The 12247-nt window shown below is 61.1% G+C and carries 10 protein-coding genes; 5 read left to right on the forward strand and 5 right to left on the reverse strand.

From position 1 onward, the window contains the following. Nucleotides 1-111: 111 nt before the first annotated feature. On the reverse strand, nucleotides 112-1188 hold the full coding sequence (mtnA, locus tag ACOZJV_RS21035) for an S-methyl-5-thioribose-1-phosphate isomerase (protein WP_201131924.1): 1077 nt from the start codon (nucleotides 1186-1188) through the stop codon (nucleotides 112-114). A 108-nt stretch (nucleotides 1189-1296) separates the two neighbouring features. Between mtnA and ACOZJV_RS21040 the strand changes: the two genes are divergently transcribed. The 5 genes from ACOZJV_RS21040 (at nucleotide 1297) to ACOZJV_RS21060 (ending at nucleotide 6221) form a co-directional block, all read left to right on the forward strand. Continuing rightward, a complete protein-coding gene (locus ACOZJV_RS21040) occupies nucleotides 1297-2628 on the forward strand; it encodes a TRZ/ATZ family hydrolase (RefSeq protein ID WP_421548401.1) in 1332 nt (443 codons plus the stop codon). 62 nt (nucleotides 2629-2690) lie between these two features. Continuing rightward, a complete protein-coding gene (gene ubiG / locus ACOZJV_RS21045) occupies nucleotides 2691-3389 on the forward strand; it encodes a bifunctional 2-polyprenyl-6-hydroxyphenol methylase/3-demethylubiquinol 3-O-methyltransferase UbiG (RefSeq protein ID WP_020299633.1) in 699 nt (232 codons plus the stop codon). Between the two features lie 4 nt (nucleotides 3390-3393). After that, on the forward strand, nucleotides 3394-4065 hold the full coding sequence (gene mupP / locus ACOZJV_RS21050; RefSeq protein WP_078470710.1) for an N-acetylmuramic acid 6-phosphate phosphatase MupP: 672 nt from the start codon (nucleotides 3394-3396) through the stop codon (nucleotides 4063-4065). 116 nt (nucleotides 4066-4181) lie between these two features. Further along, nucleotides 4182-4922 carry a YciK family oxidoreductase gene (locus ACOZJV_RS21055; RefSeq protein ID WP_421548402.1) on the forward strand — a complete coding sequence of 247 codons (741 nt, stop codon included), beginning with the start codon at nucleotides 4182-4184 and terminating at the stop codon, nucleotides 4920-4922. Nucleotides 4923-5294: 372 nt separating this feature from the next. Beyond that, complete coding sequence (locus ACOZJV_RS21060; RefSeq protein ID WP_421548403.1) at nucleotides 5295-6221, forward strand: GGDEF domain-containing protein; 927 nt, start codon at nucleotides 5295-5297, stop codon at nucleotides 6219-6221. Between the two features lie 94 nt (nucleotides 6222-6315). Here ACOZJV_RS21060 and ACOZJV_RS21065 read toward each other — a convergent pair whose 3' ends face one another. The 4 genes from ACOZJV_RS21065 to ACOZJV_RS21080 form a co-directional block, all read right to left on the reverse strand. Next, the gene (locus ACOZJV_RS21065) at nucleotides 6316-7068 is read right to left on the reverse strand and encodes a TenA family transcriptional regulator (protein WP_207202530.1); all 753 of its coding nucleotides are present in this window, start codon (nucleotides 7066-7068) and stop codon (nucleotides 6316-6318) included. Nucleotides 7069-7146: 78 nt separating this feature from the next. After that, nucleotides 7147-9606, reverse strand: a complete 2460-nt coding sequence (locus tag ACOZJV_RS21070; RefSeq protein ID WP_078470713.1) for an EAL domain-containing protein — start codon at nucleotides 9604-9606, stop codon at nucleotides 7147-7149. Between the two features lie 211 nt (nucleotides 9607-9817). Beyond that, complete coding sequence (locus ACOZJV_RS21075; protein ID WP_201131928.1) at nucleotides 9818-11635, reverse strand: ATP-binding cassette domain-containing protein; 1818 nt, start codon at nucleotides 11633-11635, stop codon at nucleotides 9818-9820. Beyond that, nucleotides 11628-12230 (reverse strand): DsbA family protein, encoded by a 603-nt coding sequence (locus ACOZJV_RS21080; protein ID WP_178102949.1) that lies wholly within the window; start codon nucleotides 12228-12230, stop codon nucleotides 11628-11630. The genes ACOZJV_RS21075 and ACOZJV_RS21080 overlap by 8 nt, the downstream gene beginning before the upstream one ends. Between the last annotated feature and the right edge of the window lie 17 nt (nucleotides 12231-12247).

Below are 12247 nucleotides of genomic sequence, written 5' to 3' on the forward strand. Positions count from 1 at the left end.
GATAGGGGACCAGAGAAGCTCAGAGGCGGATTTCGCGCTTAAACGGGGATTTTTTCTTGACCAATAGCCGTTTCCAGGGAGCAGCGGCCTACTCCACGGGAAACGAGTGTCTCAATGCAGGCGTTTGCGGCACATCAATTGGGCCATTTTCGCGGTATCCGGCCGCTCGACTATGCCTTTTTCAGTGACGATGGCGTCGATCAGGTCTGCCGGCGTCACATCAAATACCGGGTTGAAGGCGTCCACCTCGGCACCGACGCGCTTGCCGCCCACTTCCAGCAATTCCTTGCCGTCGCGCTCTTCGATCGGGATCTCATCGCCACTGGCGAGGTTCATGTCGATGGTGGAACTGGGCGCGACCACCATGAATCGCACGCCATGGTGCATGGCATTGACCGCCAACTGATAAGTGCCGATCTTGTTCGCCACATCACCGTTGGCGGTAATGCGGTCGGCACCGACTATCACCCAGGTCACACCCTTGGTCTTCATGATATGGGCGGCTGCGGAGTCGGCGTTCAAGGTCACCGGAATGCCTTCATTGGCCAATTCCCAGGCCGTCAGGCGCGAACCTTGCAGCCAGGGCCGGGTTTCATCGGCGTAAACGCGCTCGACCATGCCTTCGAGCCATGCCGCGCGGATAACCCCCAACGCCGTGCCAAAGCCACCGGTGGCCAGGGCACCGGTATTGCAGTGGGTCAGCAGCGCCTGGGCATTGCCCTGGTGCCGGCGGATGAGGTCCACGCCCAACTGCGCCATGGTCAGGTTGGCTTCGCGATCGCTTTCATGAATGGCCAGGGCTTCGGCCTCGAGCACGGCCAGCGGGTCGATGTGGTCCTTGAGCCGCTCCAGGCGATCGCGCATGCGATTGAGCGCCCAGAACAGGTTGACCGCGGTCGGGCGCGAGTCGGCAAGCAGGGTGAAGTCCTCCTCCATTGCCGCCTGCCAGTCACCGCCGGCGGCAAACCGCGCGCGCGCCGCCAGGACCACGCCATAGGCCGCGCTGATGCCGATTGCCGGCGCGCCACGGACCACCATGGAGCGAATTGCCTCGGCAACGCCCGCGGCGCTGGTGTAGGCGATCCAGGTTTCCTCGAAAGGCAAAATGCGCTGATCGAGCAGATACAGGGCGTCATCCCGCCAATCGATGGCCTTCACCTTCTCCGCAGCCAACAGTCGATCGCGCATCCCTCACCCCGCACTCATGAACAAAAGCCGTCGATTATAGCGATCCCCCGGCGAAGACGCTCGGGTATACTTCGCCATCCCTTACAAAAGCTCTGGAACCGATCTTCGATGCCGACACCTGCCGCTGCGCTCGACTTATTGCTGTTGCCGACCTGGTTGGTGCCTGTCGAACCTGCTGGCGTGGTTCTCAAAGAACACGGCCTGGGCATCCGCGACGGGCGCATCGCTTTTATCGGGCCCAGGGCCGAGGCCTTGCGCCTGAAGGCCACGCAAGTGCGGGAACTGCCAGGCATGCTGCTCAGCCCGGGCCTGATCAATGCTCACGGGCATGCGGCCATGACCCTGTTTCGCGGCCTGGCCGACGATCTACCGCTCATGACCTGGCTGGAAAAGCACATCTGGCCGGCCGAGGCCAAGTGGGTCGATGAAGCCTTCGTGCGCGACGGCACCGACCTGGCAATTGCCGAACAGCTCAAAGGCGGCATTACCTGCTTCTCCGACATGTACTTCTTCCCCAAGGTGGCCAGCGAACGCGTGCACAACAGCGGCATACGCGCACAGATCGCGATTCCAATCCTCGATTTCCCGATCCCCGGCGCCCACGACGCCGATGAAGCGATCCGCCAGGGCGTCGAGCTGTTCGGCGACCTCAAGCACCACCCACGCATCAAGATCACCTTCGGCCCTCATGCACCCTATACCGTGGGCGATGAGAACCTGGAAAAAATTCGCGTTATCGCCGAAGAACTCGACGCCTCGATCCATATGCACGTCCATGAAACCGCATTCGAGGTGCAACAATCTCTCGAACAGCGCGGCGAGCGGCCCCTGGCCCGCCTTGGTCGCCTCGGTTTGCTCGGTCCTCGCTTCCAGGCCGTTCATATGACCCAGGTCAGCGATGAAGACCTGGCTTTGCTGGTAGAAACCAACAGCAACGTCATTCATTGCCCGGAATCGAACCTCAAGCTGGCCAGCGGTTTCTGCCCGGTGGAGCGACTTTGGCAGGCTGGGGTGAATGTCGCGGTCGGAACCGATGGCGCCGCCAGTAACAATGACCTGGATCTGCTGGGTGAAACCCGCACTGCCGCGCTGCTGGCCAAAGCCGTTGCAGGCTCCGCCACCGCACTGGACGCCCATCGCGCCCTGCGCATGGCGACCCTGAACGGCGCTCGCGCCCTGGGCCTGGAGACTGAAGTCGGTTCCCTGGAACTGGGCAAGGCCGCGGACCTGGTGGCGTTCGACCTGTCGGGTTTGGCCCAGCAGCCGATTTATGACCCGGTTTCGCAGCTTATATATGCCACCGGCCGCGATTGCGTGAAACACCTTTGGGTCGCCGGCAAGCAGTTGCTCGACGACCGGCGCCTGACCCGCGTCGATGAACAGCAGCTGTGCGCCACGGCCACCGCCTGGGGCCAGCGCATCAGCGGACATACCGAATAGACAGACCCCTTGAGGATCAACTCAAGGCCCAGTGCAGAATTTTTTAGATTTGAGGATTACCCATGAGCAACGTCGACCACGCTGAAATCGCCAAATTCGAAGCCCTGGCTCACCGCTGGTGGGACCGTGAAAGCGAGTTCAAACCCCTGCACGACATCAACCCGCTGCGGGTCAACTGGATTGACGAGCGGGTCAATCTCGCGGGCAAGAAAGTCCTCGACGTCGGTTGTGGCGGCGGCATCCTCAGCGAAGCCATGGCCCAGCGTGGCGCTACCGTGATGGGTATCGACATGGGCGAAGCGCCATTGGCAGTGGCGCAGTTGCACCAGCTGGAGTCGGGTGTCAGCGTCGAATACCGGCAAATCACCGCCGAAGCCCTGGCCGAAGAGATGCCAGAGCAATTCGACGTCGTGACCTGCCTGGAAATGCTCGAACACGTACCGGACCCGTCGTCGGTGATCCGCGCCTGCTTCCGCATGGTCAAGCCGGGCGGTCAGGTGTTTTTCTCCACCATCAACCGCAATCCCAAGGCTTACCTGTTCGCCATCATTGGCGCGGAATACATCATGAAGCTGCTGCCGCGCGGCACCCATGACTTCAAGAAATTCATCCGCCCTTCCGAGCTTGGCGCCTGGAGCCGCATGGCCGGCCTGACCGTCAAGGACATCATCGGCCTGACCTACAACCCCCTGACCAAGCACTACAAGCTGGCGGCGGACGTTGACGTCAACTACATGATCCAGACCCTGCGAGAGGAATAAGCCCATGGGTATCAGAGCAGTTCTTTTCGACATGGACGGCACCCTGCTCGACACCGCGCCGGACTTCATCGCCGTCTGCCAGAGCATGCGCGCCGATCGCGGCCTGGCACCGATCGTCGACCAGCACATTCGTGACGAAATCTCCGGTGGTGCCCGGGCCATGGTCGCCGTGACCTTCTCCATGGACCCTGAATCGCCCGGGTTCGAAGAGCTGCGCCTGGAGTTCCTGGAGCGTTACCTCCAGCACTGCGCGGTGCACAGCAAATTGTTCGACGGCATGGCCGAGCTGCTGGCGGATATCGAGAAGGCCAACCTAATCTGGGGCGTGGTGACCAACAAGCCGCTGCGCTTCGCCGAACCGATCATGCAGCAACTGGGGCTGTCCGAACGCTCGGCCCTGCTGATTTGCCCGGACCACGTGAAAAACAGCAAACCCGACCCGGAGCCGCTGATCCTGGCGTGCAAGATGCTCGACCTGGACCCGGCCAGCGTGCTGTTCGTCGGCGATGACCTGCGTGATATCGAATCCGGGCGCGATGCCGGCACCAAGACCGCCGCCGTGACCTACGGCTATATCCACCCGGACGACAACCCCAGGCACTGGGGTGCCGACGTGGTAGTCGATCACCCGCTGGAACTGCGCCGCGTGCTGGATAACGCCCTCTGCAGCTGCTGATGCGACGCGGGTAATACCCCTCGCCCGAGCAGTTGCACTGTCACCGCCCAGGCTGTGCGACCGGCCCAGCGCCAAGAGTGCTGCCGGTCCTATCGTTGAATTGTGTTGAGGTTTTTATGTTTGATTACTCCGCTCGCCCCGAACTGCTCAAGGATCGGGTCATCCTGGTCACCGGCGCCGGCCGTGGTATCGGTGCTGCCGCCGCCAAGACCTTTGCCGCCCACGGTGCCACCGTATTGCTGCTGGGCAAGACCGAAGCCAACCTGACCCAGGTCTACGACGAAATCGAAGCCGCCGGCCACCCGCAACCGGCGGTGATCCCGTTCAACCTGGAAACCGCCCTGCCTCACCAGTACGACGAACTGGCGGCCATGATCGAAACCGAATTCGGCCACCTCGACGGCCTGTTGCACAACGCATCGATCATCGGCCCGCGTACGCCACTGGAGCAGCTCTCGGGCGAGAACTTCATGCGCGTGATGCAAGTCAACGTCAACGCCATGTTCATGCTGACCAGCACCCTGCTGCCGTTGCTCAAGCTATCCAAGGACGCCTCGGTGGTCTTCACTTCGAGCAGCGTCGGCCGCAAGGGTCGTGCCTACTGGGGCGCCTACGGCGTTTCCAAATTCGCGACCGAGGGCCTGATGCAGACCCTGGCCGACGAACTGGATACCGTGGCCCCGGTCCGCGCAAACAGCATCAACCCTGGCGCCACCCGCACCAGCATGCGCGCCCAGGCCTACCCCGGGGAAAACCCGAGCAACAACCCAACTCCGGAGCAGATCATGCCGGTCTACCTCTACCTCATGGGGCCGGACAGCAGCGAGATCAACGGCCAGGCCTTCGACGCCCAGTAAACATGCCGTACATCAGGTCGCGGCGGAAAGCTGTCGCGGCCTTTTTTGAAATTCCGCGGACTTTTGCCGCCTCCAGTCAAACAAATGCCGCGCCAGGCATCCTCTCTTGCCACTCATTATTGCCAACAGATTGAATTCAAAAGACTTTTATTTATCTGAACCGAATGGCATGACTTTCGCTCTAAACCTGCTCATACACGCAGTGTATTGGCGAGCCAGGCACCGCCCCAATCGGGGCTTATAACGACGGGCAAAGCGGATTAGACTGTGAAAACTCGTCCTACGGGACTGATGGAACAGTATGACGCGCAGCCCAGAGCCGCTCTCACCCAGCCAGTAAGACTGCATTACGTGCTCAGGGGCTCACGCCATATGAAAACACCAACCCAGACCAACGCAATTGACTTCGATAGCGCCAAATTGCAACGCCTGGGCTTTGGTCAACCATCGCCATTGGCGCAACGTCCGGTAGGGCTGGCTCAATTACGCCAGCAACTGGGCCTGCAGCTGCAAACCAGCCTCGAACCACAGCGGATCCTTGGCCTGTTCTTCCGTGAAGTCCAGCGCCTGGTCCCCCTCGACGCCATGGTCTATAAACACACTCCCAGCGACCTGCGCCTGGAGTTCGGCCTGCGCGGCCACCACTCGGTCTGCTACAGCCTCAGCCATGAAGGCGAGCCCATGGGCGAACTGGTGTTCCGACGCAATCAGCGCTTCAACGACCAGGAACAGGGCAATCTCGAATCGCTGCTCTCATCCCTGCTCTACCCCATGCGCAACGCCCTGCTGTATCGCGCAGCGACCCGCAGTGCCCTGCGTGACCCCCTGACCGATACCGGCAACCGTATCGCCATGGACCAGACCCTGCAGCGCGAAATCGAAATGGCACGCCGGCACACCCAGCCGCTGTCGCTGCTGATGCTGGATATTGACCACTTCAAGAGAATCAATGACAACCATGGCCACAGCGCGGGCGATGAGGTGCTCAAAGCCGTTGCAGCAGCCATCAAGGGGCAACTGCGCAATGTCGACATGGTGTTCCGTTTCGGCGGGGAGGAGTTTCTGATCCTGCTTTCCAACACCGGGCGCGACGCTGCCGCGATGATTGGCGAGCGCCTGCGGCATGCGACTCAGACCCACGATTATCGGGTCGACGGCCAGCCGATCGAACTGACCGTCAGCCTCGGCTGCTCGACTCTATTGCCTGGCGAGTCGTCGGACAGCCTGCTGCGCCGTGCCGACAGCGCACTCTATGTGGCCAAGCGCGAAGGCCGTAACCGCCTGGCAATGGCCGGCTGAACCTGCCCCGAAAACAATCGCGGGCAGGTTCGTCGCCTCGGAAAGCCGCAGCTCCCGTTGACGCCGAACCTGCCTGCGCAGGCAAATCCTATACTCAGCCTTCCGCCAGGGCCAACCGCTCGCGGCTTACGGGGGCTTTTTCCTGCTGCATACAGCGCTCCAGGAACAGGTACATGTAGTCGTAGCTCTTGCACACAGCCTGGCGCAACTCGACCTGCAACGCCTTGCTCGGATTCTGGCCGGCCAGGGTGCAGATGATTTCCAGTGCTTCCCATGGATGGGCGTCGTCGTACTGGGCATGCATCTTCAACCACTTCATGGCGCGCTTGCGGTCCTCTTCAGGAAAGGCCGCGGCGTATAGGCCATTGGAACAGACCAGCGCAGACCACTCGCCCGTCGCACCTTCGATCGCATAGTTGGTGGCAGCAATCGCCACGATCAGGGAGTCAGACGAACTGGTATGCCAGCACCAGTGGCTCAAGGCGTGCAATTCGGGCGGCACTTGTTGCGCCTGCAAGTCCTCCAGGCTGACGCCATGGGCTCGACTCCAATGCACCCAGTAATCGGCATGGTTGAGCTCGACGCGAATATTGCGCATCAGCCAGCGTCGCGCCATGTCCTCGCCCGGATGGCGGGCAAAGCGGGTCTTGGTCAGGTTTTGCGCCATGTACAAAGCAAACTGCTCGACCACCGGCCAACCGCCAATAAGGTATTGGCGCATGGTCTTGGCACTGAGTTTGTTGTCACGCATGCGCTGATACAGTTCGTGTTCGACTACACGGCGCTTGCTCTCGCTGCAATCCTGGATCAGTTGCTGAGCCCAGGCGGGGTAACTTGCGGCTTCCATGAGCGGGCCGGTTCGGTTGAAGGTGTCAATCACTGTCGGGCTCCTTTTGAGTGTGATTCATACTGATCAACAAAGGTTTCAACGGAACGTGCCGGGCGCCTTGAACAACAGCGGCTGCGCGCGTGGTGGTCGACACTGCAGACTGTCACAGGTGAACAATTGCGGGCGTTCGATGATGTAGCCCTGAGCAAAATCCACACCGATTTCGAGCAACGCCTGCTCGATCTGCGGTGTTTCGACAAACTCGGCAATGGTGCGTTTACCCATGACATGGCCGATGTGATTGATCACTTCGACCATGGCGCGGTTAATCGGGTCGTCCAGCATATCCTTTACGAAACTTCCATCGATCTTCAAGAAGTCTACAGGCAAATGTTTGAGATAAGCGAATGAGGACATGCCCGCACAAAAGTCATCCAGGGAGAAGTGACAACCCAACCCTTTGAGTTCATTAATAAAACGAATCGCGCTACCCAGATTGGCAATAGCGCTGGTTTCGGTGATTTCAAAACAGATCATCGCCGGCGGTATGGCGTAGCGGGTGAATTGCTCGCGCAGGAAGTCGAGAAAGTCGTCGTCACCGATGGTGATGCCCGACAGATTGATCGCACACATGGCCATCGGCCCTTCGCCTTTCTCCTCAATGCACTGGGCAATGATCTTGAACACGTTCTGCACCACCCAACGGTCCAGGGACGTCATCAGCCCATAGCGCTCGGCCGCAGGAATAAAGCTATCCGGCAGGATCATGCGCCCGGCTTCGTCATGCAGGCGCAACAGAATCTCGATATGTCCGCCAGAGCGATCAGGGTGTCCGAGGGCCGCAATCTCCTGGGAGTAAAGGCAGAAGCGATTTTCCTCAAGGGCCATATGCAGGCGCTGGACCCAGGCCATTTCGCCAAAGCGCAAGGACAGCTCCGAGTCATCGGCGTGGTAGACCTGGACTCGATTGCGGCCCTTTTCCTTGGCCATATAGCAGGCCATGTCGGCCGCACGCAGGGAGGTTTCCAGAGTGGTCGGGGTCTGCGCGATATGCACCAGGCCAATGCTGACCGTGGTCACGAACGGCCGGCCCTTCCACACAAAATGCAGGTTCTGCACGGTCTGACGCAGGCCTTCGGCGATTTTCTCTGCCGCGTCGGGTGGGCAGTTCTCCAATAATATGCCGAACTCATCGCCACCCAGGCGCGCCAGGGTATCGCCCTCGCGCAGCCCGGATTGCAGGAGCGCGCAGATGTGCCGCAACAATTCATCCCCGGCCGCGTGACCGCAGGTATCGTTGACCAGTTTGAACTGGTCCAGATCCAGAAACATCAACGCATGGCGCCCTGGCTGGCGCGACAGGTTGTGCAACGCCTGCTCCAGGCGGAACTCGAATTCTCGGCGGTTGGCCAGCCCCGTCAGCGCATCATGGGTCGCCTGCCAGGACAGATTGGCGATGTACTGACGCTCCTGGGTCATGTCGTGCAGCACCAGCACGGTGCCGCTGACCTTGCCCGCGTTCTGGATCGGAGCCCCGACCAGGGTCACCGACACCGTGCTGCCGTCTAGGCGCTGGATCAGCTTGGAATGCTCGCTGCCGCCACTGAGCTGGCCACTGAGAATATGTTCGATCAGGGTAAACCCGTCGGCTTGGGCATTTTCATCCAGCAGGTTGAACAATGCCGCCAGGGGCAACCCTACCGCCTGCTCGGCCTTCCAGTGGGTCAGCTCTTCGGCTGCAGGGTTCATATAAGCGATGGCGCCTTCCACATCGGTGGTGATCACCCCGTCGCCGATGGACTGCAGGGTGATTTGCGCCCGCTCCTTTTCCAGCTGCAAGGCATCGGCAAATTCATGGCGCTGAGTGAGCAATTTGTGGGTTCGCAATAACGCCAGGGCAATCAGCACCAGCGCGGTGGCCAGGTTGGTCACCAGCAGCAACCGCAGGATGACCCGCGAGCCCTCGCCCAGGGCATCACTGAACGCCTTGGCGGCCGGAGTCACCCCATCATTGATGGCGAAAATCTGGCTCTTCCAGCGAAGGATATCGGCATCACTGACTTGATTGCGGCTGATGCTCTGGTGCATGTCCCGCGCCACCGCATCCAGCTGCACCAGGTAGCTGTCGCCGACGGTCCACAGGTCGATGGCCTTTTCCAGGTAACTAAAGTGACGAAAGTTGAGGTAAAGCCAGATCAGGCTGGACACATCGTCCGGATGGTTACCGCCCTTGAGGATACCCAGTCGCGCGGCTTCCAAGTCCGGCGGCTTGCGGTCCAGGGCGAGACGCAGTTCATGACCGCCCTGGGGCACGGCAATTGCGTTCTGGTATTTGAGGAAGGCCGATTCATCGCGGCTGTCGGCATAGAGGTTGAGGTAATAAATCGCATCCTTCTGCCCCTTGGACCACAGGCTTTCGCCCGCGACATACCCACGCACCGCCGAAAGGACGTAGAGGCTCAGGCCACCCAACAGTGCTTGAAACAACACCACGGCGATAAATGGCCAGACAATGCCCAGCAGCCGTGGGGTTCCGAGAGTGCGCTTTTGCTTCATGAGGTCCCTTGCATAAGCATTGCCCAATGAACACCCGAGGAGTCCTGCACCTACCAGCACAGACTAGGCTAGTTTGCGTCCGTTCGAAGTGCAGCGAGGCGCGCGCTTCGGCGCCACGCCCTTGAATGCCTGTGGCCGATACGCTCGAAACAGGCTTTCCACCAAGGAATTCAATTACTAAGCGCAGAAAATCGGGCAAAACTCAAGAGCGTCAAATTTGCTGCAAGTGCCCATAAAGCTTGGCGTACAAACCTCCGTCGGCAATTAACTGCTGATGGTCGCCATCTTCGGCAATTTGCCCGCCATCGAACACTAGCACCCGATCCGCCTGTTTTACCGCCGACAGGCGGTGGGCAATGATCAGGGTCGTGCGCCCACGCAGGAATCGGGTCAACGCCTGGTGCAGGCTGTACTCGGTAGCGGCGTCCAGGGCGGAGGTCGCTTCGTCGAGTATCACGACCTTGGGCTCGGCCAGAACCATGCGCGCAATGGCCAATCGCTGGCGTTGGCCGCCGGACAAACGCACCCCTGAACGTCCAACAACGCTGTCCAGGCCCTGGGGCAGGTTGCGCACCGTGGCTTCCAGCTGGGCGATTTCCAGGGCCTGCCAGCAGGCAGCGTCTGTGCGCTCGCGGCCCATGGTCAGGTTGGCGCGGATGCTGTCGTTGAACAGCGCCGGATGCTGCAACACCACTGCGACGTTTTCCCGCACGGTTTCCAGGCCAATCTCCTGCTGGGTCGAACCGCCGAAGCGGATGGTCCCGGCCTGCGGGGTATAGAGCCCCAGCAGCAACTGCACCAGGGTACTTTTTCCACCGCCACTGGCACCGACGATGGCGACCTTTTCGCCAGGGGTGATCGACAGGTCCAATTGATTGAGCACCAGTTCGTCGCCATAGCCAAAACACAGGCCGCGGACGTCGATTCCCACGGTTTCGCGGCCCTGGAACGGGTCCACACCCCCCGGGTATTGCGGCTCGTCGGCACGCGCCAGCAACTCGTTGATGCGTGAAAGGGCACCACCGGCGGCGTAGTAGGCGTATTGCAGGTTCAGCAACTGCTCCACCGGGCCGATCATGAACCAGAGGTAGCTGAATACCGCCAGCATCTGGCCGATGGACAGGTCGGAAAACAACACGGTGAGCATGGCCGCAGCACGAAATATATCGATGCCGAACTGGAACAGCAGGCCGCTGGCGCGGCTGGATGCATCACTTTTCCACTGCGAGGCCACGGCAAAATCGCGAACCTCCCGTGCCCGCAGCCCAAGGCGGCCGAGAAAAAATCCCTGGCGATTGCCGGCTCGCACTTCCTGTATCGAGTCCAGGGTTTCGGTCAGGGCCTGGGTGAAACGCGCGGTGCTGTCGTTCTCCAGCTTCTTCAGGTGCTTGACCCGCTTGCCCAGTTGCACCGTGGCGTAGATCACCAGCGGGTTGAACAACAGGATCAACAGCGCCAGCTGCCAGTGCATCCACATCAGGATCCCGGCCGTGCCGACCAGGGTCAGCATCGCCACCAGAAAGCGACTGAGGGTTTCGCCGACAAACTTATCCACAGTGTCGAGGTCGGTGACCAGGTGCGTGGTCACGGTGCCGCTGCCCAGGCTTTCGTATTCAGCCAGGGAGATCCGCTTGAGACGCTCGATCAGCCGGGTGCGAATCCGATAGACGATGTCCTTGGCCAGCCCGGCGAACAGCCGCGCCTGCAACACGTTGAACACCAGCGCGCCACAGCGCAGGGTCAGCGTCGCCAGCAGCATCAGGCCGATATAACCGGCCGCGCTCTGCCAAGCCGTGGGCAAGGCATGGTTCATGAATTTCAGCGCGGCGTCACCGTGGCCCAGCAGCACTTCGTCCACCAACAGCGGCAGCAGCAGAGGGATCGGCACGCTGCACAAGGTCGCCAGCACGGCGACGCCGTTGGCAATCCACAAGGCTTTCTTGTGATGCAGTGCCAGACGGCGAATTTCCGCCCAGCTCAGGCGGTCGACCGTTTGACCTTGCTCGTTCGTCGCGTCCCGCTCATCCACCGGCAGCTCGCTCCAACCAGCGTCCGAGCAGTGGCGACAACTCGCTCAGCGGTTGATAACCATTGGTCAGCAACGCCAGTTGACCATTGCGCTCGGCCAGCAGGGTCGGGAAACCGGCAATGCCCAGATCCTGTACCCAGGTGAAATCCGCTGCGGTGGCTGCGTGCTGTTCGGCACGGTCGAAAGCCTCGGCGAATTCGATTCGCGGCACACCCGCCTGCTCGGCCAACTCCACCAGCACACTGGCGTGGGTGACGTCGCGCCCCTCACGGTAAAACGCTCGCTGGATCAGCCCGAGCAGCTTCCAGGCGCAGTCGGGCGCCAGGCTGCGGGCGGTGACGATGGCGCGGCAGGCGGGCTCGGTGTCGTAGACGAAGCCATCCGGCAGCGCACCTTCGAACTGGAACGGCTGGCCGGTGGCCTCGGTGACCGCCTGCCAGTGCTCAAGAATGTAGCGCCGGGTCGTGGGCTCGAGCGCCGCACCGCTGCCGGTGCGCAAACCACCCACCACCAGGTGCAGCTCGACGCCTGCTGCATGTGCCTGCTCCACCAGGGCCTCGGCCACCGGAGCGAAGCCCCAGCACCAGGAACACATCGGATCCATTACATAGA

The sequence above is a fragment of the Pseudomonas sp. QD4 genome (assembly GCF_049199125.1).
Classification (GTDB): domain Bacteria; phylum Pseudomonadota; class Gammaproteobacteria; order Pseudomonadales; family Pseudomonadaceae; genus Aquipseudomonas.